The sequence below is a fragment of the Neobacillus terrisolis genome, assembly GCF_051233475.1.
Classification (GTDB): Bacteria; Bacillota; Bacilli; order Bacillales; family Cytobacillaceae; genus Bacillus_BU.
On the sequence record NZ_JBKFGH010000002.1, the window covers coordinates 67,314 to 92,382 of the forward strand.

A 25,069-nucleotide genomic window follows, 5' to 3' on the forward strand; every position below is an offset into this window, starting at 1 on the left:
TTCGAAAAAAATGAAACTTTTTTTGTTTTACAGCGTAGTTACTATTAAATCAGTTTGGAAAGTGTTATAAAAACGTTTATTTTTATCATTGCACTTAACAAATTGAACATTTTTTATACACGGAGGGAATTTTAGTTGAAAAAAATATTAGCAGCACTATTAACAGCAGCGCTTGTCTTTTCGCCAGTGGGCAGCTTTGTTTTCCAGGATCATACAACGTCTGTGGAAGCAAAAGGCTACAGATCAGGAAAAAAATCATTTAACACAAACAACAATACTTCAAACAATAATAATTCTTTGTTTCAAAATAAAAAGTCAGATTCATCTACTACTACCAATAAATCTATGACTACAAATAAATCATTTAAACCAAGCGGTCTTATGAAAGGTCTTATGCTAGGTGGACTTGCCGGGTTACTGTTTGGTGGATTATTTGCAAACATGGGACTATTAGGATCGATTCTTGGATTCTTTATTAATGTATTAGCCATTGTCGTTTTAATTTCCGTAATTCGAAAGGTTTTCGCTTTATTCAAAGAAAAAAAGAAAAAAGAGGTTTCTGATTCATGGAGAAATTAATCATATCTGAACAAGATATTATTAATGCAGTTTGCGTTTATATTTCTCGAAAAAAGCAAGTAAAACCTGAGGAAGTCGAAGTCGAGCTTATGTATGATGATGATTATGGATTTTCTGCAGAGGCATTTGTTGGCGGACGAAAGCAAGTGTTAATTGCGGCAAACTTAATTGAAGCATTGCGGCTCTGGCTCGATGAATTTCTAAACAGAGACCCTTTTTCAGGAATCGAACTAGTACTTGATGACGAGGAAGGAATCATTGCAAAAGTTAGATAAATGGTTTCGCTTCATCTGAAGCTCTTCATTAAAAAACTCATTCCCAATTTGGAATGAGTTTTTTGTTTCTAGGTTTATTTATAACTCCGGTTCAGGAACGCTTTCGTGCGGTCAAATTGAGGATGATCAAACAGTTCAGTTGGAGCACCAGACTCTACAATCTCCCCGTTATCCATAAAAATAACACGATTAGCAACTTCCTTAGCAAAGCCCATTTCATGCGTTACTACAATCATCGTCATATGTTCTTCTGCTAGTTTTTTCATAACTTGCAGCACTTCTCCGGTCAGCTCTGGATCCAATGCAGAAGTAGGCTCATCGAACAACAAAATTTCAGGGTTCATCATAAGGGCACGGGCAATTGCTACCCTTTGTTTTTGACCGCCTGATAAATTTGCCGGGTATGCAGTTGCCCGTTCTGTCAGACCAATCTTTTCAAGGATCTCTGCACTTCGCTGTTCAATCGCAGCTGATGACTCCTTCTTTACTAATTTAGGGGCAAGTTCAAGATTCTCTTTTACAGTAAGGTGGGGGAAAAGGTTAAAATGTTGAAACACCATACCCATCTTAGCTGTAATTCGCTTAATCTCTTGAGGTTTTGAATAGATTCCATCTTTCACTAGATATTCCCCGGAAAATGAAATACTGCCTGCATTGATATCCTCGAGTTGAACTAAGCTGCGGAGCATCGTGCTTTTACCTGAACCTGATGGGCCAATTACAGCAACGACATCATTTTTATTTACATCAAACGTAATATTTTTAAGTACTTCAAGATTGCCAAACGATTTTTTAAGGTTGGATACTTCAATAATAGCCACTTTCAACACTCCTGCCTATTCAAATTTAAACCGCTGTTCGATCCGTTTAAACACAAATGTCAATATGAGCGTCATGATCAAATAAATAATACCTGCGACAAAGAATGGAACGATCGTAAAGTCACGGTTCACAGCAGTCTGGGCAAAGTGTAACAATTCAGGTACCGCAACAGCATAAAGTAGCGCGGTATCTTTAACAAGTGTTACGGACTCATTTGCCACAGCAGGAAGGGCGATTCGGAACATTTGCGGCAGAACTACTCTTGTTGTCGTCTGCCATTTATTTAAGCCAAGGACCTGTGCTGCTTCATATTGGCCTTTATCAATGGCCAAAAGACCACCACGGAAAATCTCAGCAAAATAGGCTGCATAGTTCAAAATAAAACCTAGACATGCAGCAACAAAGCGATCGAGCACCAAATACTCACCGATTACCGGAAGCATCGGAAGCCCAAAGCATATAAACAACAGTTGAAGCAATAGCGGTGTTCCACGCATTACGTACACATAGCTTTGAGCAAACCAAGATATTGGCTTAAAACTACTTCTTACGGAAAGTGTCAATAAAAAACCAAGCGGAATCGACACGATAATACAAACTAAAAACAAGAGGACAGTCATCTGTGCCCCCTCGAGCATCGGGCCTAATATTGACACAATATAATCAAAAGACATAAAAGAATTCCTCCAAATTGAAAAGCTTAAGACGCACAAATATCGGCTTTAGACGATAAGCCGATGGCGCCTTGAGCTTCAACTTTTCTATATTTAAAGTAAGAACTTATGAACAAACAAAACAGGGTTCCCAAAGGAAATCCTGTTTTGCTGTATATTCTATTATTACTTTAATACCTTATCTTCACCAAACCATTTAGTTGAAATCTCTGCTGCTGTGCCATCTTCATTTAACTCATCAAGAGCCTTTTGAAGCTTGTCTAGTAATTCTTCATTTCCCTTTTTAACCCCTACCCCATATTCTTCAGGAGCAAGTGATTCATCTAGTACTTTAAAGGTTTCTTTTTCTTTTGTCATATAGAAATTAATGACAATTTCATCAATAACTACTGCATCTAAACGACCGCTCTTTAAATCATTAAGAGCAAGAACATTATCAGAAAACTCAGTAACTGTTTTAATCTTATCTTTAATTGGATTAGCATTCAATGCATCTGCTGCAGATGATAAAGATTGAAGTCCTACCACTTTACCTTCAAGGTCAGCTAATTTAGTAAGTTTAGAATCATTTAATGTTACTACAACCTGTGCGTTTTTCAAATAAGGCTTTGTGAATAGAACCTTTTCTTTACGCTCATCAGTAATAGTGTATCCGTTCCAAATAAAATCAATTCGTCCACTGCTAAGCTCGGATTCTTTCGTTTTCCAATCGATTGGTTGAAACTCTACCTTTACACCCATTTTTTCGGCAGCTGCTTTTGCATAGTCAATGTCAAAACCAACAATTTCATTCTTCTCGTCACGGAATCCCATTGGTGCAAATTTATCATCAATACCGACCACAAGTGTAGTTTCTTTATCCGTTTCTTTCGATGAAGATGATGAAGAACTGGAACATCCAACAAGTAGTGAAAAAACTGCGGCTAGAATTAGAATACTAGTAGCTATACGTTTCATTTTGTGAATACCACCCTTATCTCAATAATTTCGCTTTAGTACGTTACCATATTATCATACTACAACATTATAACACTATAATATCGTAAGATACAATATCCTTATCAATAAAAAAAGGGTCAATTTTCTGATTTAGAAAACGACCCTTTTAAGCTAATTAGTTCGACCAATTAAGTCAACCTCTTTAATTTGTATGTAAATGTCAAAAATTCATTCGTGATTGTCCACCATCGACATTAATGCTGGCTCCGACAATCCAAGAAGCTTTTTCTGAAGCCAGGAACGCTGTGACATTTGCAATCTCCTCAACAGTGCCAAATCGCCCGGCCGGAATTTCCTTCTTAACAAACTCCCTAATTCCAACAGGATCGGCATCAAGTCGTTTTTTCCAATTCCCTGATTCATGGAGAATACTCCCCGGAGCTATGCTGTTCACGCGAATCCCAAAAGGGATCATCTCGTCTGCGAAAGATTTTGTAAAACTGATAAGGGCGGCTTTGGCGTTATTATAGGTTACCTTGCCGCCACTCTCTCTTCCAAAAACAGACGTAATATTGATGATCGAGCCGCTTCCGGATACCTTCATATGTTCAGCAGCCATTTTGCTTAAATGTACCGCTGAAAAATAATTCAGCTCCATTGCCTCATAAAATAAGTCCATTGAGGTTTTCATCGCATTAGCTCCGTTGCTTCCACCAGCATTATTAATTAAGATATCGATGGTGCCCTTTTCTTTGATAAAAGCCTTAATCAGCTCTTCTCGCTCACCCTCATTTAAAATATCAGCTTTAAAAATAGATACATTCCCGCCTAATTCTTCTTTCGCCTTTTCCAAGAATTCAATTCCTCGAGCAACAATTGAAACGTTTGCTCCTTCGGAAATAAATGCTTCAGCAATTGCCTTGCCAATCCCCTTGGAACCGCCAGTTATGAGCACATTTTTACCTTGTAATTGTAAATCCATAATAACCCCCCACAAGTAAAAAGAATTTTCAAATTGGCTGTGTTAAATTTGTCTGTTGATTTCCTCTCTAGGTGCTCCCTTTCCGCGGGGGAGTTCGGGAGCCTCCTCGGCGCTTTAGCGCCTGTGGGGTCTCCCGTAACACCTTCTCCCGCAGGAGTCTCGCACCTTCCGTTCCAATCAACAGAGTGTTCTAAATCAACATTACTCTTTAACACAGCCTTTAAAATTTAGAATTATTAAAAAAACCCTATCGTATTGATAAGGTTGGACCAATTCCATTTATTCAAAATTGTAATGCTGTAATACCTTTTTTCGGACATAATCTAAATGACGATACATTTGCTGAAAAGCTTCAAGAGGATCCCGCTTTACTAAAGCCTCGTAAATAGCTGAATGGTGCTGTACGGTTAAATCCCGTTCACGATATTTTATTTGGCTGTCAATTTTTCGATGTGTTATCAATAACGAATCGATCATTCCTTCAACAATAGGATTATCTGCACTTAAAGCAATTATTCGGTGAAATTCCCGGTCTGCTTCTCCGTAATTGTTGTCCTCACTGTTTGCGATAAAATCAATCGTCTTTTTTAATCTTGATAGCTGGTCATCATCAATCTTTTTTGCTGCAATGGTAATTAACCCTAATTCTAATGCCATCCGAGCTTCTAAAATAGCCGGCATATTGTCAGCGGCCAAAGCAAGCATAACGGAAAAAGGATGGCTGTCAATTTTATTGTTAAAAAACGTCCCTTCTCGAGTTTTGCGAGTAATAACTCCTAGCGTCTCAAGGGAACTAAGTGCTTCACGAAGCACCGGTCTGCTGACATCAAGTTCTTCTAAAAGCTCCATTTCGGTTGGCAATTTATCTCCTGGTTTCAATTGCCCACTCGTTAAAAGCTGGACAATGCGTTCCAAAACTTGCTTTGATAATGTATTTCGATTAACTGATTCAACTGAAAATCTTTTAGGAGACTCCTCCATTTTCTCGCTCCTTAATTATTACAATTTATTTGTTAGACTAATTATATTATAACAAAAAAATTGCAAAAAGCTGCCAATGTAACGGCAGCTCACTAAATTGTCATCTTATTTTATCCTTAATATCCTGCAAACATTTTCGGTCGCAAACGCTAGATTTTCTTCTCCTAAAGCAAGTGCCTCATCTAATGAAGTGACTCCCTTAAGTATACCTACTATGGAAGAAAATCCATTTTCATACAACGGTTCGACACCTTTTCCAATCCGGCCGGCGAAGGCGATGACCGGGACTGAATGTTTTTTGGCAATTGAAGCTACACCAAATGGTGTTTTACCAAATAATGTTTGTCCGTCAATACTCCCTTCCCCAGTAAAAACAAAATCTGCTCCAATGATCCGTTGCTCAAGTCCAGTATACTCAATCACAAGCTCGACGCCTTTTCTTAAACGGGCATTTAAGAAAGCCATCAAACCTGCCCCAAGACCACCTGCAGCTCCAGCTCCCTCTGCATCCGCGATATCAATGGCTAGTTCTTTTTTGATCATTTCAGCATAATGAGCCAGGTTTTGGTCGAGCTGTACTACCATATCAGGAGTAGCGCCCTTTTGTGGTCCAAATATGGCCGATGCACCGTTGGCTCCAATTAGAGGATTAGTAACGTCACAAGCAACATCAATTTGGACATCTTTGATTCTTTTATCTAATCCACTTATATCAATTGTGCGTAATTGATTTAGAGCCCCCCCACCCCATGAAAGCTCTGCACCGTTTTGGTCCTTAAATGAAACACCAAGGGCTTGCAGCATTCCTACTCCACCGTCATTGGTTGCACTACCGCCAATGCCGATAAGAATTCTAGTTACTCCATTGTCTAGAGCTTGTTTAATTAGCTGCCCTGTCCCATAGGTGGTGGTAACGAGCGGATTTCTTTGTTCCTTATTGATCAATTCAATTCCGCTGGCACTTGCCATTTCAATAATTGCAGTTTTTTCCTTCTTTAATAAGCCAAACTCAGCGTTCACTTTTTGTCCTAATGGACCTATTACTTCCGTTTTGATTAATTCACCATTTTCCATGCTAACTAACGATTCAACTGTTCCTTCTCCACCGTCAGCCATTGGAACGATTTCACATTCAGCATTCGGAAATACTGCTAGAATGCCTTTTTTCATAGCAAGAGCTGCATTTTTCGCCGAAATACTTTCTTTAAATGAATCAGGCGCCAAGACAAACCTCATAACAATCGGTCCTTTACATAGATTAAAATCTTCTAACACTTAATAAATCGTTTTAAAAATAGGCTGTGTTAAAGAACAATGTTAATTTTGAACACTCTGTTGATTGGAGCGGAAGGTGCGAGACTCCTGCGGGAGAAGGTGTCACGGGAGACCCCACAGGCGCTATGCGCCGAGGAGGCTCCCGGACTCCCCCGCGGAAAGCGAGCACCTGGAGCGGAAATCAACAGCTAAATTTAACAGAGCCAAAAACACATAAATTCCTTCTATTAATATATCAATGAAATCGTTTTCTTAAAAGGTAAGGGTGACCTTGACAGCCACCCTATTTTTTATAAAAATCATCCAGCATAAGTTTTTTTATCGGACAAGACAAGGACGTTTGTTATCAAACTTCCAGCCTGGAATTAAGAACTGCATTCCAACAGCATCATCACGAGATCCTAATCCCATATTGTTATAAACCTCATGAGCTTTTAATACTTGGTCCATATCAATTTCAATTCCTAAGCCTGGCTTATCGGGAACAGTGATGTCACCGTCAACAATCTTAAATGGCTCCTTCGTCAGGCGCTCAAGACCTTCCTGCCAAATCCAGTGTGTGTCGATTGCCGTAATTTCACCAGGAGCTGCTGCAGCAACATGTGTGAACATTGCTAAGGAGATATCAAAATGATTGTTCGAGTGTGAGCCCCATGTTAGGCCCCATTCATTGCACATTTGGGCAACACGTACTGAACCTTGCATGGTCCAGAAGTGTGGGTCAGCTAGTGGGATATCTACTGATTGTAGAGAAAAGGTATGTCCCATTTGACGCCAATCCGTTGCAATCATGTTCGTTGCAGTTGGAAGTCCAGTCTGTCTTCTGAACTCTGCCATTATTTCACGTCCAGAATAACCGTTTTCTGCTCCACATGGATCTTCAGCATATGCCAGAACATCTTTCAAACTGTTACCGACTTCAACTGCTTCAGCTAACGACCAAGCTCCATTTGGATCAAGTGTGATTCTTGCATCTGGGAAGCGCTCTTTTAATGCACGAACAGCTTTAGCTTCTTCTTTTCCTGCAAGAACTCCACCTTTTAATTTGAAATCCTTAAATCCGTACAGCTTGTGAGAAGCTTCAGCTAACTTTACTACAGCTTCAGGAGTTAATGCTTCCTCATGGCGAATTCGGTACCACTCTTCACTTGCCTCAGGATTGCTGTAATAAGGTAGATCTGTTTTATTACGATCTCCAATAAAGAATAGATAGCCAAGTGTTTTTACTTTGTCACGCTGCTGTCCTTCACCTAATAATGCGGCTACAGGAACATTCAAATGCTTTCCTAATAAATCCAAAAGAGCTGCCTCAATGGCTGTTACCGCATGAATGGTAATTCTCAAATCAAAGGTTTGTAAACCACGGCCGCCAGAATCACGACCAGCAAAAGTTTTTCGAACATTATTTAGGATATTATTATAATTTCCAATAGAAGCTCCGACAACTAGCGGCTTAGCATCTTCTAGTGTTTTGCGAATCCCTTCACCGCCTGGGACTTCCCCAACACCGACATTTCCGTTACTGTCCTTTAGAATAATTATATTTCTGGTAAAGTACGCTCCATGAGCCCCACTAAGATTAAGCAGCATACTATCATAACCAGCAACAGGATAAACATCCATTTCAGTAACAACAGGAGTAAGATTAGTTAAGTTCTGTACTGTTTTCATTGGGAATTCTCCTAGTAAAATAGATTTAGTTATCATATTTTATAACATTGAATGGGTTGGACCTTCATTTAATCCAAAGTCCCACATCAGCTAATGATATTAACGTTTTACTTCCACGTTAGCTAATTTTTCATAGTATTTTAAAAGACTGCTATGGTCTTCAAGTTCATGACCATCAACCTTCAAGGCGTACATCATTTCTAAAACCGCTGCAGTTAACGGAGCTGGAGCACCGAATTCATGGCTAGTTTCGATTGCATTTAATAAATCCTTAATGTGCAAATTGATTCGGAAACCAGGGTTGAAGTTGCGATCCAACATCATTGGCGCCTTTGCATCTAGAACGGTACTTCCTGCTAAACCGCCGCGGATTGCTTCGTATACAGCTTCTGGATTCACGCCAGCTTTTTGAGCTAAAACAAATGCTTCAGATACTGCCGCAATGTTCAGCGCTACGATAATTTGGTTAGCAAGCTTCGTTACGTTACCTGCACCAATTTCACCAACATGAACGACAGATCCAGCCATTGCTGCTAAGACATCTTTCACTTCTTCAAATACTTCCTTCTTACCGCCAACCATGACAGAGATCGTTCCATCAATAGCCTTTGGCTCTCCACCGCTGACAGGAGCATCTAACATATCCACGCCTTTTTCTGCTAATGCTTTAGACACTTCTTGCGAAGCAGCAGGTGCAATGGAACTCATGTCAACATAAATCAATCCGTCACGTGCACCTTCAATTAGTCCGTTTTCACCCAGCGCAACAGCTTTTACGTTTGGAGAGTTTGGAAGCATGGTAATGACAATATCCGCTTTTTGAGCGATTGCCTTTGGAGTTGTTTCTACTTCTGCCCCTAATTGTTCTAGTTCTTGAACAGCACCCTTATTGAAATCACTAACAATCAACTGATAGCCAGCTTTAATTAAGTTTTTACTCATAGGCTTACCCATAATTCCTAAACCAATAAATCCAATTTTCTTCATAATTTACTTCACTCCTACAAATTTTTTTATTAAAAGATAGGTATGAATGTGCCTATCTTATTTAGAAATTTTGAAACCATGGCGGGCAGCAAACTCCCAGCTGACTGAGACATATAATGATTTACTGCCCGGTTGACTCAAAAGATGGTATTATCCAATAAACATATTTAGGATTAATACACCGATCAAACCAAGGATGCCTAGCGCGGTAGTATAGGTTGTTCTAACTTTTATTGCATCTGTGACCGTTAAGTTAAGGAATTCCTTAAACATCCAGAAACCTGGGTCTGTTACGTGAGAGAACGCAACACTTCCACAAGAAACAGCTAGTACCATTAACTCCATTGGAATTCCTGACGCTTGAGCGATTGGCAGTACAACACCAGCAGCTGTCATAACAGCAACCGTTGCTGAACCAAGAGCGATACGTAATAGAGCAGCAATAAGCCAAGCAAGAATGATTGGAGACATAGCCCAGTCATCTGTAATCAATTTGATATAATCTGCAATTCCACCTTCTACTAGAATTGACTTAAATGCGCCCCCTGCACCAATAACCAAAAGGATCATTGCCATCGGCTTAACAGCATCGGAGCAAGACTTCATTACATCTTTTAAAGGGCGACCAATTCTTGGTCCTAGCAGCCACATAGAGATTAAGAGGCCAATTAATAATGCCGTTTCTGATGCACCAATGAAACTCATAATGTGTCTGAAACCATTATCTTCTGGTAAGAATATTGTGTTAACAGCATCAATAGCAATAAGTACTACTGGAATAAGAGCAACGAAAAGACTTACTCCAAATGATGGCAATTCTTCTTCTTTAAACTGTTTGGTCGAAACAAGTCCCTCTGGAATAGTTGGATTAATTTTTTTGAAGAATGGAACTCTTGTCCAAGTATAGGCAATGAATGTAGCTACAGGTATAGCAATAAATAATCCGTATAAAAGAGTTAATCCCATATCGGCTTCGAACACGCCAACAACAGCTGCTGGTCCCGGATGTGGCGGGAGAAAACTATGAGTAGTAGATAACCCGATTGCCATTGGTAAAGCAATCCATAAAAGATTTAATTTTGTTTGACGAACAAGAACGAATACAAGTGGAATTAATAACACAAACGCTACTTCAAAGAACATGGTAACGCCAAGAACAAAGGCAGTAATCAAGATTGCAAGCTGAACACGTTTTATTCCCATTTTGTTCACCAAGCTAGTAGCAATACGTTGTGCAGCACCCGCATCAGCGAGAACTGTTCCAAGCATAGCTCCGATCCCTACGATAAGGGCAGTACCCGACAACTGGCCTCCAAGACCATCACCAATGACTTCCCAAATTTGTTCCATTGGCATACCTACAAGGAAACCAACAAATATAGAAGTCAAGATTAGCGCTATGAACCCGTTCATTTTTAGAGGGATCATTAAGATTAATAAAAGGACAACTGCTAATGCAACATACAATAATGGCATGTTATACACTTCCTTCTAAATGTGAGTAAGTTAGTTTGTTTGATATAGCTCTAAATCTTTAAGTACATTTTCTAATTGTTTTCGGCTTTCAGGACTCATTTCTGCTGCAGGTGCAAATGAATAGCCAACGTCAACCCCAACCATTCTTAAGCCTTCTTTTAATACAACTGGGAAAGTCGCTTTATCAACTGCAAGTCGTAGAGGAGCCAATTTGAATTGCAATTCTAATGATTTTTTATAATCACCGGCTACGAATGTATTGTAGATATCTGCTACTAATTTTGGTGCGATGTTTGCCGTACTCGCAATCGCCCCGGTACCACCATGACAAAGTCCTGCATAAATTAGCGTATCTCTTCCAGCAAGAACAGAAAATGAATCCCGATCTGTTACGCGAAGATATTCGGCAAGCTTCGTCATATCTCCACTGCTGTCTTTAATCCCGATGATATTATCGACCTTGCTTAATTCTGCACAAGTATTTACATCAATTTTTACCTGTGTTCGACCTTCATTCCCGTAAAGGATAATTGGAAGATCTGTTGATTTTGCAATCGCTGTAAAATGATCAATTAATTCTGATTGCGTCGGAGTCATGAAATACGGCGTTAACACTGAAAGTGCTGATACTCCACCTACTTCTTCTACCATCTTCGCAGTTTGGATACAATCACGTGTAGTGATTTCGCTGGCTCCGCAATACACAGGTACTCTTCCAGCAGTATGTTCTACTGTAATTTCAACAACACGTCTTTTTTGTTCATTTGTTAATCCATAAATTTCTCCGCTGCTTCCTAAAATAAACAGCCCATGTACTCCTCCTGCAATGGTGTAATCAATTACTCGTCTTAGTGCATCTTCCATTAAATTCCCATTCTTATCTAACGGTGTTACTAATGCGGGGATGACCCCTGTTGGTTTAAACATTGTTGACTCCTCCTTGATCTTCCTATTACTTCAGAGACACTATTTTTAGGCTTTCTTAAGAAAACACTATTTGTGAACAACTTCACATATTTTTTGTCAATAAAAGACTATTACTTGATTTTCACTGTTTTCACGATAGTAATCTCATAATAATCTTTATTTCTTCACTATATATGCGAAAGTTATTACAAATAAGAGAAATGCGAAGGTTCATTTAATTGTAAGACAAATTTACAAGTAATTTTCTTCACACAACTATCGTAAACGGTTCTTACGAAAAAATCTTCGTTCATCCAAATAAAGTTTATCGGCATTTTGTTAGTCATTTGAACAAAAGAATGTTTAGGTCCCTGATGATCTAGGAAGTAAAAACGTAAGTCAAGTGACTTTATTTTTACGGTTAATCATCTAAATTTTGAACTCTGTCACCGTTTTTAATTTTTCTAGTAACCGTTTACATCTTTATTGTATAATTGTCTTACAAATAAATCATCATTCAAATTAATAATAAATCAAAAAATTTTTTGGGCAAATAACCAATTTTCTCTAAGTACAGGAGGATTCTTATGAAAATGAACAAAGTGCTAGCTCAAGAGATTGCTAATAAAGTAATGAAGGTTATTCCTTACAATGTAAATATAATGGACGATATCGGCCTGATAATCGGCAGTGGTGATTCGGACAGAATCGGCACATACCATCAAGGTGCCATTGCGGCGATTGAATGCGGAACAATCGTTTCCGTTTTTAACTCTGAAGGCGGAGCAAAGCCTGGGGTCAATATTCCGATTCGTTTTAAAAATAAAATTATTGGCGTAATTGGTATTAGCGGGGATCCAAATACAGTCTCACCATTTGCTGAGCTTGTTCGAGTTACAGCTGAACTATTAATCACCCAAGAGTTCTTATTTAAGGAAAGAAGGATTAAGGAACAAATCAAAGAAGAGTTTTTATATCAATGGGTTTTTCGAAATGATGAATATGATAAAGCTTTTAAAAATAGTGGAGAAGCGATTGGAATTGATGTAAATCTAATCAGAAAAGCCATTATTGTTAAGGGCAGTTCACTTAAGGAAACCTTTTTAAAGGAGCAGGAATTCACATTCCGACTTAGCCAAAATACCATTTTGTATATTGTCCCTGAAAACAGTGATATTTTAAAACGATTGGCGGCCATCACCTCAAATAACACTATTATTGGAATCGGTACAAGCTGTACCCACATCGCCAAGTCAACACAAGAAGCCAAACGGGCGATTGAAATTGCAGAAAAGCTTGGTTTATCTAGCACCCATTGTTACTATGATGAGTTTAAATTCATAGATTCTTTAACCAGTAGCGATAGTGCCTTTGAGGAAATCAGTCTTTGTTTCCGGGAACTTGAAACCAATCCAAAAGGGGTAGAGTTGATAGAAACACTAATCAGTTTTATTGAAAATAATGGAGACATGAATGTTATTGCTAAGGAACTTCATATCCACCGTAACAGTTTGGCATATCGACTTCAAAAAATTGAGCAATTAACGAACAAGAACCCGAAGAAATTCACTGATCTGTTTCAGCTATTCACCGGATATATTCAATATAAATTAAGAACCAGTTCATAGCCAAAGGACATGTAAATGGTCACATGAGATAATTCATGTGACCGTTTGGACATCTTCTTATTTAAAATTTTCATTCAACAGGAAGCTATTATACAACTAGCGAAATGATCGCGATCCCAATAAAGGCAAAAAGGGTTAAAAAGACCCCATTTGCCCGAAGCCCTGTTTGAACTCCAGATATACCTGCAAATCGGCTAACCATGAGGTTTAAACCTGAAAATGGACTTAAACATGTCGAGATTGACCAAGAAAGCAGTAATAACATCGCTAATGCAATATTGCTTATTCCTAAATCAACTGCATTCAATTGCATGGCTAATCCTCCAACTGCTGCAATTTGGTGAATCCCGACATAGGTAATACTTAGGACAAGTACCATTACTCCCAGAGCAAATAACAAAAAGGACTGATGCGCCAGATCAGTAAGCAATGAACTGATTCCATTCGCAACACTTGTTCCTTTCACCGCAAATGCAAGCATCCCCGCACTCATAAACAGCATAATCTCATTGTTCATCATTGGTACGGTACGATCCCGATAATCAGTTAGTAGGGGCTTGATCCTTTTCCAATCCATTGTTGCAATCCCAAAAAATAATGGGAGCAATAATGATATTAAAGAAACAATGACCATCATGGACCAATGCGTTACACTTTCAATGAATAAGCAAGAACCCATTAACGAAACAACTATAAGTGCCAGCTTAATAAGCTGGTTTCGATGAATTTTTTCTAATCTTCCTTCAATAGGACTGTCTATTCTCATAGGATTGCTTCGATGCCAGAATGCAAACAACAAATTCCCTATTAATAAAGAAAGGACCGATAAGCCCATTCCATAAATGATATATTCTTTGTACCGTACATCAAGGTAATGCAGGACTAAAGAAACCGAGGCAAAATAAGGCGACCACATAACCGCCGTTGAAAATCCAACTAAATAGCTTTTGGCAGACACTGCTGAGGGCAGTTTAAGTTCCGCTAAAAATTCATTCGTAATCCTTACCGACCCTAAGTTTAAGATGGGACTTAATAAAAATAAAGTTCCAGTTATTCCTGCATAAAACTGCTTGGGCTTGCGGATTAGCTCATGCAATAAAATCGAAACCGCTTCGAAATATCCCCCCAGCTTTAAAGGAATGGAGAGAAGCGGTGCAAATGTTATCAAACAAAGTAAAGGCAGTATTAAAAAAATACCTTCACTTATTCCATCCACACCTGTTCCCTTGTTCCATTCAATTAATAAACCGGCAGTCATCATCACGATGCCGAGCCAGCGTGGAAATCGATCTGCTTTTACGGCACTGCCAAAAAAAGCAATAAGCGACATAATGACCACTATATATTGAAGCCAATGACCCTGCGTGAAGTATTGAAGTAAAAATAATGTGCACATCCCTAAGATGAGATAGCTTCTCACAACTAATCCCTCCAATAACTGAAAGATTGTTTGTAAACTCCTTATTTGTATAATTGTAAGACAAATAGATTTATATGACAATGTTTTTGTTCGAATCCTACCAATCTTTTACAAAAAAACAACCCATTAATGTTTAAAGTTTGTTTGATGATTTTTAGTAAATAATAAATAGCAGATGTTCATTTTAGCTAAGGGGTTGTTGTTTCTATGGGGGCGATCGAACGAAATGGATTCAGATTTGAACCGGAATATAGTGTAATTGAACAAAATGGGGCGATTCACGTATATAACAAAGGGGAATTTGTTGAAGAAGTGAAGTTCTCTTTCTCTGGAAAATATCCTGAGCTTGATCAAATTGAAAAAATCGTGGATGAGTACTGCAATAACCGAGGAATTTAATTTCTAAGAAAGCCTGATCCCATGCACAAAAATGCCAGGATCAGGCCGATGAATGTATTTATCCTTAACTTAAGACCCAACTAAACTATTCTTATCAAGTCCATATACCTTCTGCCACTCCGTTTTAAATACTTGAACATCGTTCTCGGTTGCAGGGAAGGCAATAAACTTTTCAATCAAATCAGGACCAACCGTTACAGTTTGTGCCCCAGCAAGACACACATCGTATACTTGCTGAACATTTTTAAAGCTTGCCGCCAAAATTTCGGTTTCTATTCCGTAGTTTTTGTATAACGCGGCGATCTCCGAAACTACTTTAACACCATCTATCGTTAAGTTATCCATCCGATTTACATAAGGAGCCACAAATTTTGCGCCTGCCATTGCAGCAACGAGTGCTTGAAAGGAAGTATAAATAGTCGTTGCCAGCGTAGGAATGTTGTCTGCTGTCAACAACTTAATAGCTCTGATTCCTTCTTCAGTCACAGGAATCTTCATTACAATATTCCCTGTTAACTGATTTCGAATATATTTCGATTCCTCGACCATCTCTTCTGCCGTGTCACCAATTACTTGAACGAAAAGCTCTTTTTCATCTCCAATGGCTGCTCTTATATCCTTAAGTAGTTCTAAATATGGTCGGTTTTCTTTCACAATGATGGACGGATTAGTTGTCACCCCAGCAATCGGGTAATATGTATTCAGATATTCTATTTTTTTCACATCGGCTGAATCAATATACAATCTCATAAACCTACTCTTCCTCCTTCATCAAATAGAGGCTTAATCGGTTAAGATTAAGCCTTTAAAACGTTACTTGCACAGAATCCTTGTCTGGTATAGAGATTACCCCAGACTTCCCTACTCGCTAACAATCCTTAGGGTGGTCCCTAGCTCAATTTCAGGAATGTCTTTGCTCTCTAGATACATTGTACCAGGTAATTCCGGAGTTGCTGAACCGTCAAAACGTAAAGTAATGTGTCCTAAAGTTATTAGATTCCGGTTTACAAGATTTCCAACAGATGTAATTTTAAACTCTTCATTGTTGATATAAAGCTTCTGTCCTGCTTGAATTTCTCCATTTGCTTCGACAACATCAATGTTATAGCAAAAGTCTTTTAAATCTTGCGGTGCCTCATTACCAAATAAAATGAACATTTTTTCTTCCAAAAAGGAGTTTGCTAATGCACCAATACTTTTGACTTGATTTTCATAAATTGTTTTCATATTTTTTAGCATAAACACACCGCTATGCTGTCCATCCTCCTATGCATTAAACTTTTAGCTAATTTCTGTTACTTTCACTATCATAAGATATTGGCAAGACCCCTATACCAAATTTATTAACTATATAGTCCAAAACTTGCTAACCAGGCGACAAATACCCTTGGAACCCCAATCAAGAATCGGGAGTAAAGAACAGATGGTACCCCAACCTCTACAGTTTCTGCTTCAGCATCTGCTAGACCTAATCCAACTGGGATAAAGTCGCAAGCATTTTGAGTATTAATGGCGAACAATGCAGGAAGAGCTAATTGTGGCGGAACATTCCCCTTACCAATTTCTACCCCAATCAAGGTACCAATAACCTGTGCAATAACTGCACCTGGTCCAAGTAAAGGTGACAGGAACGGTAAGGAACATATAAATCCAATTAATAGCAAGCCCCATATATTCCCTGCAAGAGGCGACATCGCCTTTGCAAACACATCACCGATACCAGATCCTTGAATAATCCCAATTAACAAGGATACAAAGGCCATGAACGGGATGATTGTGTTTATCATCGTTTGAACGGCTTCACGTGCTGCTTGATAGAAGGTATTAATGACTTTACCTGCACCAAGGCCGAATTTTGTTATAATACTTTTATTCTTCTTATCTGCCAACGTTTGAGAAATCTTTTTATCCGTACTATATTTGAATTCTTTTTGTGGCGTTTGAATTTTTTCTGCTGCTGCAGCAACATGGGCTTCAGCGCCAGCTTCGGCTAGCTGGATTTGATCAACATCAACTGCTGATACATAAATATCCTCGGTAATAAACTTTGCTAATGGGCCAGTTTTACCTGTCGGCATAATATTGATTGTTGGGATCCGCTTTTGAGGATAAATTCCACAACGTAAAGTACCACCACAATCAATGATAGCTAATGCTATTGTTTCATCTGGAACAGATGTTTGAAAGCCATTCACAGGCTCAGCACCTGTTAACTCAGCAATTTTATCAACGATAGCTGGTTTTGCACCGCCACCAGTAATGTAAACGATTTTATTTTTTTGTTCAGTTGGAGTTACAACAAGCGGACCTCCGAAACCACCGCTGCCTTTTACAATTCTAATCGAACGATATTGTGCCATCTTTTAGCCCTCCTCTAAATTCTAGTGATGGAATGTCACTTCTTCTTTTAATTTGATACCTTGCTGCTTTTCAACCATTTTCGTTGTATAGTCTGTAATCCATCCTGCAAAGAAGTTCATTACTAAACCGACTAACATGTAGCGGACTGCTAATTCAGCTGTGCTAAGTCCAAGCTGTTCAATACCAGCAGCGATACCAAGGAAAATGAACAATTCACCTGGGTTAATATGAGGGAATAATCCATTGCTTGTGTGACAGAAATAAGCACCAGATGCATAGTAGCTAGGCTTGTACTTTTCTGGTAAAAATCGTCCTAAAGAAAGTGCCATCGGATTTCCAAGCATAAACGATCCAACAAATGGTAATACCATATATCGCAAGATTGGGTTTTTCGATGAGGCCATCGCCAACCGGTTAATTCTTTGTTCTCCAATTAATTGAATCAAGGTATTCATCGCCACTAACAAGAGCAGGACAATTGGAACGATCCCTTTCATCCATGAAATAAAAACATCTGCGCCAGTTTTAAATAGGTTCATAAAACCTTCGGCAACAACAATGATAAAATCCATTAACGCTCACCTCTTAATTTATTATTTTTTTAAAGTAGCCACATGTTCAGCTTTTACCATCATTCGTCTAAAGAGGCTACTCTTTTCCGGGATGGTTCCACCGCTCATGATGATCTTGTAGTTACTTACGGCATCCTGAATGGCCGATTTTAATAATTTATTACAATGAGCCATGTCTTGATCTTTCAGGTTTCTCAGGTTTTTCCCCTCAAATCCCGGTAAATCCTTAAACGTGGCCATGACTGTAACCCCTTGCATTTTTTTAGCCTTCAAAATATTCCCGTTATTAGAAATTGCAAATAAGACAATGGTGCCAGAGCGAATTTTTCCTGGTTTTTTCCCGATTGCTACTTTTCCAACTCTTCGCATTTCTGCATACGCTTTCGTAAAATGCTTCAGTTGAAGATAGCCCAAAGCCATCTGAATTAAGAAAGCACCTGCCATAAAGGCCATGATGATATAAATTTGCATGATTTCACTTCCTTACTATAATTTCATCTATGACCTACTAGCCTGCTCAAGATATTTCGAAAACTCTTTAAAACTTGATGTGCTTGCTAATTGAGACACCAGTTGCTGGTCAGAAGCAATCTTTATGATTTCATCGTAAATTTTCACTAACAGACTTGCATCGTAATCGGTTTGTTTCGGTATCCCTAACAGAAAGACTAATTTTAGTTCTTTTCCATCTACAGATATCGCGTCCGAAAACACACCCACGGCAAGCTCAACTTTATTTGATGCGTGGTTAACGGTATGCGGCAGGGCAATATATTGGTCAAAGACCATTGAGCCTTTTTCTGTCCTTTTTAAAAGACGCTCTTTAAAACCCCCGTCAAAGTAACCTTTTTCCACTAAATCATCGATCATTTCATTGACATTTTCTTGGTAGCTTTTCTTGCTATTCAAAACAAAGTATTTATCTTCGTTCGTTAAAAGCTTGACGATTGAATTATGATTTCCTCCATCTTTTAGCTTGAACTTTTGAAGATACGTCACTTTTTCAATTTGCTGCGAAACACGAGTTTCATCAAATATTTCATTGATCATGATTAGCGGTGAGTTCAGTTCAAAAGCTAATTTTACAGTGGAGAAAACGATATCATAGTTTTCTAATTGCTCTTTCGTTACTTCTGTTTCGGAAAACAGGTCAATCTCAGTATTTTGATTCAGAACTCGCTGTAATTGGATAGCAATTAATTTGGCTGTTCCTCTACCTGTTCCACAAATGACAGCTACTTGCCTTAATCTTTTTACATTTACCTCATTTTGAGCAATGAACACTCCGAAATAAAAGGCTAAATACCCAAGTTCATCTTCAGAAACCGTTAATCCATACTCTTTTTCAATGACTTGTCCAGCAATCTCTGCCAGCTTAAAGGCAACTGGATATTTTTCTTTTACGTCACCGAGTAACGGATTTTTGATTCGTATATTAAACATCAGTCGATTTAACATAAAAGTTAAATGGTATTGTAAATCCCTGAAAAATGTCTCATGCTCAAGGACAATCTCTTTATCAAAGCCAACCTGTTCCATCATTTGGTCCAAAAGATTTTGGATATCTTCAGTAATCGTAATATCAGCCATTGTTCGATTGTTTGTTGGTGTCCTTCTGCCTGCAATCGGGATAGTAATAAAAATAATTTCAGTTTCCGGAATCGAAATTGGCAGATGACTTTCAATGGAAGACACAATTTCTGAAGCGATAAGGTATTCCTTTGAATTTAATAGCTTATTATATTTTTCATTCATTTTTTCAAGTGGGTGATTTTTCAAAAGACGGTCTAGCATAACAATTACAGTACTCATGAGTCTGGTTTGCGTTGTTGATTCCAAATCGTACTTTTGTGCAATCTTTGCTATTGCTTCCTTTATATCCTCATCCAATGGATAGCCACTATAGATATAGTCATAGACATTGTCCAGGATAAAAAAACGAGTATCCAACTCATTTCCGCTTAAAAACATCCCACTGTTTTGTTTCCCGCGAATGAACAAATTGTAGGTTTCTAGCGCAACCGAAGCCTTCTTCATTTCATTAACGAGTGTTGTTCTGCTGATATTCATTTCATATGCTAGTTCATCTAGGGTATTAGCCTTATCGTTATTGATTAATCGGTCGATAATAAAAGCAATGCGTTTTTGGGGAGAATCCTGCAAATTTGCCTCTGAGCTTATCTTTCCTATCAAATCCTCAAACAATGATTCATCCTCAATATGTAAGCAGTAGCCCTTCCCTTTTTCATTCTCAAGAGACGCTATTCCTTCTAAGTCACTGTTTAGCTGTTTAATATAATTGCGGATGGTTCGTGTACTAACGCCCATTGTTGATGCCAGATAGTCTAATGAACAGTACGTTTTCTTTCTCGTTAATTCAATTATCTCGACAACCCGCTCATCCATTGTGAAATCAGACATTTTATCACCACCTTTTTTGTAAAATAAGACTGTCACATAGGTGGAAATTAACCTTAACCAATCGACATTTTGCCAAGGACAGTTCTGACTGCTTAACCTTTACATACTTCAAGTTTTAGCCGCGGGACTTTCCACCTGAAATATTAATGGTTGTACCAGTAATGTAGCTTGAACGTTCGGAAGCAAGATAAGAAACAAGTTCCCCTACTTCACTTAATTTCCCCTCACGAGCGAGCGGAATCGATTTACTATAATCAGTCGATAATCCGTCAACGGTTACGCCACGAGTGTATGCAAGTGCTTCATTATATGCGTCTGTTCTTAATCCTGTTGTTTCCATGATTCCAGGAGCAATGGCTACAACTCGGATATTGTATGGACCTAGTTCCTTTGCCCAAGCGCGTGTGAATGAGATGACAGCACCTTTTGTAGCAGAGTAACAGCTTTGACCGGCCGAGCCTTCTTGACCAGCTTCTGAAGCAACATTTACAATAACACCATGATTTTGCTTGACCATTTCTTTCGTAGCAGCCTGTGCACAAAGGAATGGACCCTTTTGGTTAACAGCCACCATGAAATCAAAGTCTTTCTCACTTAACTCATATTCCGGTCTTTCTCCTTTAACGTCGACTAAAAGCCGAGGCAGATTTACACCTGCATTATTTACTAGGATGTCCACCGAACCAAATAATTCAACTGTTTTTGCAACCATTTGGTCAACACTTGCCTTTTCGGTAACATTACACTGAATCGTGTAAGAGCCGTCTGCCTGTTGTCCTTCTTCAACATTCAAATCGGAAACAACTACCTTTGCCCCGTTTCTAATGAGTTCCTGCGCAATATGCAAACCAATGCCAGAAGCACCACCAGTCACAATGGCTACTTTTCCTTCTAAGCCCAACCAAGTATCAGCCATAACCTCTCCTCCTCATCTTGCTCTTGTTGGCATTATCCACTTTCTATTTTCAGTATAGTAATTTTGCAAAATTGGATTAATACCGACTTTTTCACACAAAAATGAAAAGGGTTGCATTAATTTAATTCTCGCTATGAAAACGTATTTATGTAGAAGATTATTACCATGTTCCGTGGTGTGATGTATTTTAGAATTATTTTAATATACGGATAGAAGTCGGGAATCCACGGATAGAAGGGCTAGATCCACGGATAAGGGACTAAGATTCACGGATAAACAGACCAAATCCACGGATAATGTTAATAAATCCACGGATAGCGACCTTCAATCTAAGGCCAGGGCTACGAAAACTACGGATCATTACATAAAGCCCACAGTTTGGTAGTCGATTTCTGGTCCAAAATTAACAGAAAGTCTGATTTTTCACCGATTCCGAAAAAATAAAATGTCACTGGAAGAAATCATATTCCAGTGACATTGCTTTTTTTCAAAATTTTTCTGCTCTGTTCTTGGTGGCTTCAACCTGACTTTTCTTTAAAAATTATTATATTCGATTTTATTAAATATAGAAAATTATTATTATAATATACTATATTTATTACCTGCTTGTTTCAATAAAAAGCATATATTTGAAGAGAAGTTATCAAAACAATGTACTTTGTTCCTTAGCAAGGTAGTCGATTTTAACATTACGACTTCTGCTTGACCAATTAACAATCCCTGTTTCAATGACATCTGCACCCTTGGATTCACATATTTCCTTCATCTGTCTGATCGCTTGGTTCCCGCCCATCCATGGAAAAGGGAAAAATTCCGTAACAAAGCACTCAACCTTCTTCCCCTGCAATGTTTCGATCTGTGATAGATACGCTTTCATTACAGGTGAAAGTGAAAAACCCCTTACAGGAGCCCCGAAAATCAACGCATCAAATGAACTGTGTTGCGGAATAATGATTAACTTTACTTTCCGAAAGTCTTGCTCCCTGTCATGAACTGCAATCATTTTTTCAATTGATACCGAATGACCTGCTCCTAAAAGGACCTTTTTAAGTTCTTTGGCAACAGATAATGTATTGCCTGTTTGGGAGTGAACGATAATACCAATGTTCATATTGATCACCTTTCCTTTTCTTATCAACTTTTTGCCGAAACATTAAGTCGAACTAAAAAGATTCAGTTTAGGTGAATTGACTGAGTGGAGAAATTCTCTATTTTTGAAGTGAATGTTCAATCTTAAATGTGGTGGAACGCACTTTACGTTCGATAGAAGTATATATGAGGGTTTTTGTAAATCTTGATTTATCAGAAGGTAAACTATTGTGCCATTACACCTTTAGTATAATGCAGAAAAAGACAAATAGAAAATTTATAAGAAGTCATAAAGAAATGACCTTTTATACAATCGTACTTCATAATATTTCGATTGAGTCTTCTGAGGTTTTTAAAATTATGGAAAAAATTATATTAGCATTTTATTATCGTCGATAGAACGTTATTATAGATATTATTGAACTAACAAATGTATTCTTGACCAACTTTGAGGTGCCTGACGGATGAGTGAAAAAGAACCGTATTATATAACTGAATCAAAGAGGATATGTAAAGAAAACGGAATGGATCCAAATGAAATAGCTAGTCCCAAAAAAACGATGTCAATTCAAGAACTATCCAAAAAAAGAAAGGCATACAGTGAGATCTTATCGGTTGTAAGCTATTTCTCACATAAACTCTTGAATTCATTAAAGGGAACCCCTATCCTGATTGTGATCTCCGATTCAGAAGGATACTTGTTAGATTCTGTCGGAGATGAAACTATCAAGTCTACTGTCGAACACTTTGGTATTCAATTAGGAAGTCTATTTACCCAGGAAGATATGGGTACAAATGTGGTTAGTTTAGCCTTACAACATAGACACCCTGTTCGTCTAATAGGCGATGATCATTACCATAAACCACTTCATGAGGTCGCTTGTTATGGGGCACCATTTCATTATGCAGATGAAGATAATTTACTTGGCAGTGTATGTATAATGGTCCCTGTCTTTCTTCATAATCCTTTATTTTTAACAATGTTAACCCAAGTAGTCGATTCCATTGAAAGAGAACTACTGTTACGGAAACAAAATAGGAAACTTAATATTTTGAATCAAATTCTATTAAGCAGCACCAGGAATGGAATTTTAATAACTGATGAAAAAGGGATTACAACTGAGTTTAATGATTATGCTCAGCAAATCTTCAACCAAAGTCGAAGTTCAGTTACCGGAAAAAGTATATTTGATTGTATTTTGACAGGGGACTTTTTCAAACAAGTAATTGAGTTTGAAGAACGATATGAAAATGTAGAATTAAAATATAGTAATGAAAATGGGGATCAAGTAGTCTGTTTATTTGATGCACACCCCATCTATGAAGGCGAAAAGGTAATTGGTGCATTTGGACAATTCAGGGATATTACCGAACGTTATTTAATTGAGGGAAAAATAAAAGATGCAGAGAAGCAAGCACTCGCCGGCCGAATAGCTGCCGGAATTGCTCATGAAATTAGAAATCCACTAACAACAGTAAGAGGATACTTACAATTTCTCGAAAAAGATGTAGACGCCACTACTTCTCAGCTTTTTAGCAGTTTACTAATCCCAGAAATTGATCGGGTTAATAAAATTATTTCTGATTTCCTTAGTATTGCAAAGCCTTCCTCTAAAGAATTGGAAACGATACGGGTCCGGGATTTTTTAATTGAGTACCTATCAAAATTTCTCAAGAGTGAATCATTGCTCTACAATGTAGAGTTCGATGTAGAGATTCTGCCTGAAACTGAGAGTCTTTTCATCCTGTGCAATCGTGAAGAGTTATTACAGGTATTTATTAATTTATTTCAAAATTCCTTACAAGCAAAAGGAGATAGCCCTTTAAAAATAAAAATCTGTACCAATCTTATTAATTCTAGTGTCCAATTTATTTTTAGTGATAATGGAAAAGGAATTCCCGATTCAATCCAAGCCCATATTTTTGAACCTTTCTTCTCGACCAAGGATATTGGAACTGGTTTAGGACTATCGGTATCCAAGAAAATTGTTGAAAATCATAACGGGTTGATGCATATGATGAGTAATGAAGATGGTACGAAATTTATTATTGAGCTGCCATATTTCAAAAGATAAAGGTGTCAGGTACTTTCTATATTTATAGAAATGCCTGACACCTTCTTTATTAATCAAAATAGGATATAAACATGAGACGTAAAGCTATGGAGGTGCTTCCCCTGATTCATACAGTAAAACGTGGTGAAACACTTGCTCAGATATCAAAGGATTACCGAACGCCACTATCCGTAATTATTAGGGCAAATCCGAGGATTAATCCTAATGTCCTTTACCCAGGCCAACCTATTGTGATACCAGGTTTTCCGCCTACTAATACTATGCGCTATAAGATTGAAGTGTCTGTTAATAATCGTTGGCTTAGATTGCTAAAAGATGGGGTCCTACAAAAACAGTATCCTATTGCGGTTGGAAGAATACTTCACAATACGCCAACCGGGAATTTTATCATCATTAATAAAGCCCCTAATCCAGGCGGTCCTTTCGGAACAATGTGGATGAGTTTGTCAAAAGAACATTACGGGATCCACGGCACAAATGATCCAAGTTCAATTGGCAAAGCTGTATCGAAAGGCTGTATTCGAATGTATAACCGAGATGTTGAGGAATTGGCCAGAATCGTCCCGATTGGAACCCCGGTCCAGATACATCCTTAGTCACTGTAATAAAATAATGAAAAGT

25 protein-coding genes are annotated in these 25,069 nt (G+C 38.2%); 6 read left to right on the forward strand and 19 right to left on the reverse strand.

What is annotated here, in order from left to right:
- Window positions 1–135: 135 nt before the first annotated feature.
- Both ACI48O_RS00720 and ACI48O_RS00725 read left to right on the forward strand, forming a co-directional pair.
- Window positions 136–579, forward strand: coding sequence for a hypothetical protein (locus ACI48O_RS00720; RefSeq protein ID WP_435559778.1), 444 nt, complete (start codon window positions 136–138; stop codon window positions 577–579).
- The gene (locus ACI48O_RS00725) at window positions 567–854 is read left to right on the forward strand and encodes a YxcD family protein (RefSeq protein WP_435559779.1); all 288 of its coding nucleotides are present in this window, start codon (window positions 567–569) and stop codon (window positions 852–854) included. The genes ACI48O_RS00720 and ACI48O_RS00725 overlap by 13 nt, the downstream gene beginning before the upstream one ends.
- A 74-nt stretch (window positions 855–928) precedes the next feature.
- On the opposite strand, the gene ACI48O_RS00730 is transcribed toward ACI48O_RS00725, so the two are convergent.
- The 10 genes from ACI48O_RS00730 to dapA form a co-directional block, all read right to left on the reverse strand.
- The gene (locus ACI48O_RS00730) at window positions 929–1,675 is read right to left on the reverse strand and encodes an amino acid ABC transporter ATP-binding protein (RefSeq protein WP_435559780.1); all 747 of its coding nucleotides are present in this window, start codon (window positions 1,673–1,675) and stop codon (window positions 929–931) included.
- A 15-nt stretch (window positions 1,676–1,690) separates the two neighbouring features.
- Entirely contained in the window at window positions 1,691–2,350 is a 660-nt protein-coding gene (locus ACI48O_RS00735) for an amino acid ABC transporter permease (protein WP_435559781.1), read from the reverse strand.
- Between the two features lie 165 nt (window positions 2,351–2,515).
- The gene (locus ACI48O_RS00740; RefSeq protein WP_435559782.1) at window positions 2,516–3,307 is read right to left on the reverse strand and encodes an amino acid ABC transporter substrate-binding protein; all 792 of its coding nucleotides are present in this window, start codon (window positions 3,305–3,307) and stop codon (window positions 2,516–2,518) included.
- Between the two features lie 202 nt (window positions 3,308–3,509).
- The gene (locus ACI48O_RS00745) at window positions 3,510–4,271 is read right to left on the reverse strand and encodes an SDR family NAD(P)-dependent oxidoreductase (protein ID WP_435559783.1); all 762 of its coding nucleotides are present in this window, start codon (window positions 4,269–4,271) and stop codon (window positions 3,510–3,512) included.
- Window positions 4,272–4,550: 279 nt separating this feature from the next.
- Complete coding sequence (locus tag ACI48O_RS00750; protein WP_435559784.1) at window positions 4,551–5,252, reverse strand: FadR/GntR family transcriptional regulator; 702 nt, start codon at window positions 5,250–5,252, stop codon at window positions 4,551–4,553.
- 105 nt (window positions 5,253–5,357) lie between these two features.
- Window positions 5,358–6,488 carry a glycerate kinase family protein gene (locus ACI48O_RS00755; protein ID WP_435559785.1) on the reverse strand — a complete coding sequence of 377 codons (1,131 nt, stop codon included), beginning with the start codon at window positions 6,486–6,488 and terminating at the stop codon, window positions 5,358–5,360.
- 357 nt (window positions 6,489–6,845) lie between these two features.
- Complete coding sequence (gene gudD / locus ACI48O_RS00760; protein ID WP_435559786.1) at window positions 6,846–8,198, reverse strand: glucarate dehydratase; 1,353 nt, start codon at window positions 8,196–8,198, stop codon at window positions 6,846–6,848.
- Between the two features lie 99 nt (window positions 8,199–8,297).
- Window positions 8,298–9,185: a 2-hydroxy-3-oxopropionate reductase gene (gene garR, locus ACI48O_RS00765; protein ID WP_435559787.1), complete on the reverse strand. Its 888-nt coding sequence runs from the start codon at window positions 9,183–9,185 to the stop codon at window positions 8,298–8,300.
- A 150-nt stretch (window positions 9,186–9,335) separates the two neighbouring features.
- A complete protein-coding gene (locus ACI48O_RS00770; RefSeq protein ID WP_435559788.1) occupies window positions 9,336–10,661 on the reverse strand; it encodes a gluconate:H+ symporter in 1,326 nt (441 codons plus the stop codon).
- A 30-nt stretch (window positions 10,662–10,691) separates the two neighbouring features.
- The gene (gene dapA, locus ACI48O_RS00775; protein WP_435559789.1) at window positions 10,692–11,588 is read right to left on the reverse strand and encodes a 4-hydroxy-tetrahydrodipicolinate synthase; all 897 of its coding nucleotides are present in this window, start codon (window positions 11,586–11,588) and stop codon (window positions 10,692–10,694) included.
- A gap of 566 nt (window positions 11,589–12,154) precedes the next feature.
- Between dapA and ACI48O_RS00780 the strand changes: the two genes are divergently transcribed.
- Window positions 12,155–13,195: a CdaR family transcriptional regulator gene (locus tag ACI48O_RS00780; RefSeq protein ID WP_435559790.1), complete on the forward strand. Its 1,041-nt coding sequence runs from the start codon at window positions 12,155–12,157 to the stop codon at window positions 13,193–13,195.
- Between the two features lie 88 nt (window positions 13,196–13,283).
- On the opposite strand, the gene ACI48O_RS00785 is transcribed toward ACI48O_RS00780, so the two are convergent.
- Window positions 13,284–14,615, reverse strand: coding sequence for a hypothetical protein (locus tag ACI48O_RS00785; RefSeq protein ID WP_435559791.1), 1,332 nt, complete (start codon window positions 14,613–14,615; stop codon window positions 13,284–13,286).
- Between the two features lie 207 nt (window positions 14,616–14,822).
- Here ACI48O_RS00785 and ACI48O_RS00790 point away from each other — a divergent pair, with 207 nt between their 5' ends.
- Window positions 14,823–15,014 carry a YbxH family protein gene (locus tag ACI48O_RS00790; protein ID WP_435559792.1) on the forward strand — a complete coding sequence of 64 codons (192 nt, stop codon included), beginning with the start codon at window positions 14,823–14,825 and terminating at the stop codon, window positions 15,012–15,014.
- 69 nt (window positions 15,015–15,083) lie between these two features.
- Here ACI48O_RS00790 and ACI48O_RS00795 read toward each other — a convergent pair whose 3' ends face one another.
- From ACI48O_RS00795 to ACI48O_RS00830, 8 genes are all read right to left on the reverse strand, one after another.
- Entirely contained in the window at window positions 15,084–15,764 is a 681-nt protein-coding gene (locus ACI48O_RS00795) for a transaldolase family protein (RefSeq protein WP_435559793.1), read from the reverse strand.
- A gap of 111 nt (window positions 15,765–15,875) precedes the next feature.
- Entirely contained in the window at window positions 15,876–16,253 is a 378-nt protein-coding gene (locus tag ACI48O_RS00800) for a PTS glucitol/sorbitol transporter subunit IIA (RefSeq protein ID WP_435559794.1), read from the reverse strand.
- Between the two features lie 104 nt (window positions 16,254–16,357).
- On the reverse strand, window positions 16,358–17,374 hold the full coding sequence (gene srlE / locus ACI48O_RS00805; protein ID WP_435559795.1) for a PTS glucitol/sorbitol transporter subunit IIB: 1,017 nt from the start codon (window positions 17,372–17,374) through the stop codon (window positions 16,358–16,360).
- 21 nt (window positions 17,375–17,395) lie between these two features.
- Window positions 17,396–17,947, reverse strand: coding sequence for a PTS glucitol/sorbitol transporter subunit IIC (srlA, locus tag ACI48O_RS00810; protein ID WP_435559796.1), 552 nt, complete (start codon window positions 17,945–17,947; stop codon window positions 17,396–17,398).
- A 21-nt stretch (window positions 17,948–17,968) separates the two neighbouring features.
- A complete protein-coding gene (locus ACI48O_RS00815) occupies window positions 17,969–18,418 on the reverse strand; it encodes a transcriptional regulator GutM (RefSeq protein ID WP_435559797.1) in 450 nt (149 codons plus the stop codon).
- Window positions 18,419–18,445: 27 nt separating this feature from the next.
- Window positions 18,446–20,368, reverse strand: coding sequence for a BglG family transcription antiterminator (locus ACI48O_RS00820; RefSeq protein ID WP_435559798.1), 1,923 nt, complete (start codon window positions 20,366–20,368; stop codon window positions 18,446–18,448).
- 115 nt (window positions 20,369–20,483) lie between these two features.
- Window positions 20,484–21,284 (reverse strand): SDR family oxidoreductase, encoded by an 801-nt coding sequence (locus tag ACI48O_RS00825; protein ID WP_435559799.1) that lies wholly within the window; start codon window positions 21,282–21,284, stop codon window positions 20,484–20,486.
- A 643-nt stretch (window positions 21,285–21,927) separates the two neighbouring features.
- A complete protein-coding gene (locus ACI48O_RS00830; protein WP_435559800.1) occupies window positions 21,928–22,395 on the reverse strand; it encodes a flavodoxin family protein in 468 nt (155 codons plus the stop codon).
- Between the two features lie 442 nt (window positions 22,396–22,837).
- Between ACI48O_RS00830 and ACI48O_RS00835 the strand changes: the two genes are divergently transcribed.
- Together ACI48O_RS00835 and ACI48O_RS00840 are read left to right on the forward strand one after the other, a co-directional pair.
- On the forward strand, window positions 22,838–24,448 hold the full coding sequence (locus ACI48O_RS00835) for an ATP-binding protein (protein WP_435559801.1): 1,611 nt from the start codon (window positions 22,838–22,840) through the stop codon (window positions 24,446–24,448).
- Between the two features lie 101 nt (window positions 24,449–24,549).
- Complete coding sequence (locus ACI48O_RS00840; protein ID WP_435560019.1) at window positions 24,550–25,044, forward strand: L,D-transpeptidase family protein; 495 nt, start codon at window positions 24,550–24,552, stop codon at window positions 25,042–25,044.
- The last annotated feature ends 25 nt before the right edge of the window (window positions 25,045–25,069 follow it).

Excerpts from the sequence above, each read along its gene's own strand:
- ACI48O_RS00725 (WP_435559779.1), top strand. The coding sequence starts at position 567 with ATGGAGAAATTAATCATATCTGAACAAGATATTATTAATGCAGTTTGC.
- ACI48O_RS00735 (WP_435559781.1), bottom strand. The coding sequence starts at position 2,350 with ATGTCTTTTGATTATATTGTGTCAATATTAGGCCCGATGCTCGAGGGG.
- ACI48O_RS00740 (WP_435559782.1), bottom strand. The coding sequence starts at position 3,307 with ATGAAACGTATAGCTACTAGTATTCTAATTCTAGCCGCAGTTTTTTCA.
- ACI48O_RS00745 (WP_435559783.1), bottom strand. The coding sequence starts at position 4,271 with ATGGATTTACAATTACAAGGTAAAAATGTGCTCATAACTGGCGGTTCC.
- ACI48O_RS00750 (WP_435559784.1), bottom strand. The coding sequence starts at position 5,252 with ATGGAGGAGTCTCCTAAAAGATTTTCAGTTGAATCAGTTAATCGAAAT.
- ACI48O_RS00755 (WP_435559785.1), bottom strand. The coding sequence starts at position 6,488 with ATGAGGTTTGTCTTGGCGCCTGATTCATTTAAAGAAAGTATTTCGGCG.
- gudD (WP_435559786.1), bottom strand. The coding sequence starts at position 8,198 with ATGAAAACAGTACAGAACTTAACTAATCTTACTCCTGTTGTTACTGAA.
- garR (WP_435559787.1), bottom strand. The coding sequence starts at position 9,185 with ATGAAGAAAATTGGATTTATTGGTTTAGGAATTATGGGTAAGCCTATG.
- ACI48O_RS00770 (WP_435559788.1), bottom strand. The coding sequence starts at position 10,661 with ATGCCATTATTGTATGTTGCATTAGCAGTTGTCCTTTTATTAATCTTA.
- dapA (WP_435559789.1), bottom strand. The coding sequence starts at position 11,588 with ATGTTTAAACCAACAGGGGTCATCCCCGCATTAGTAACACCGTTAGAT.
- ACI48O_RS00780 (WP_435559790.1), top strand. The coding sequence starts at position 12,155 with ATGAAAATGAACAAAGTGCTAGCTCAAGAGATTGCTAATAAAGTAATG.
- ACI48O_RS00790 (WP_435559792.1), top strand. The coding sequence starts at position 14,823 with ATGGGGGCGATCGAACGAAATGGATTCAGATTTGAACCGGAATATAGT.
- ACI48O_RS00795 (WP_435559793.1), bottom strand. The coding sequence starts at position 15,764 with ATGAGATTGTATATTGATTCAGCCGATGTGAAAAAAATAGAATATCTG.
- ACI48O_RS00800 (WP_435559794.1), bottom strand. The coding sequence starts at position 16,253 with ATGCTAAAAAATATGAAAACAATTTATGAAAATCAAGTCAAAAGTATT.
- srlE (WP_435559795.1), bottom strand. The coding sequence starts at position 17,374 with ATGGCACAATATCGTTCGATTAGAATTGTAAAAGGCAGCGGTGGTTTC.
- srlA (WP_435559796.1), bottom strand. The coding sequence starts at position 17,947 with ATGGATTTTATCATTGTTGTTGCCGAAGGTTTTATGAACCTATTTAAA.
- ACI48O_RS00815 (WP_435559797.1), bottom strand. The coding sequence starts at position 18,418 with ATGCAAATTTATATCATCATGGCCTTTATGGCAGGTGCTTTCTTAATT.
- ACI48O_RS00820 (WP_435559798.1), bottom strand. The coding sequence starts at position 20,368 with ATGTCTGATTTCACAATGGATGAGCGGGTTGTCGAGATAATTGAATTA.
- ACI48O_RS00825 (WP_435559799.1), bottom strand. The coding sequence starts at position 21,284 with ATGGCTGATACTTGGTTGGGCTTAGAAGGAAAAGTAGCCATTGTGACT.
- ACI48O_RS00830 (WP_435559800.1), bottom strand. The coding sequence starts at position 22,395 with ATGAACATTGGTATTATCGTTCACTCCCAAACAGGCAATACATTATCT.
- ACI48O_RS00835 (WP_435559801.1), top strand. The coding sequence starts at position 22,838 with ATGAGTGAAAAAGAACCGTATTATATAACTGAATCAAAGAGGATATGT.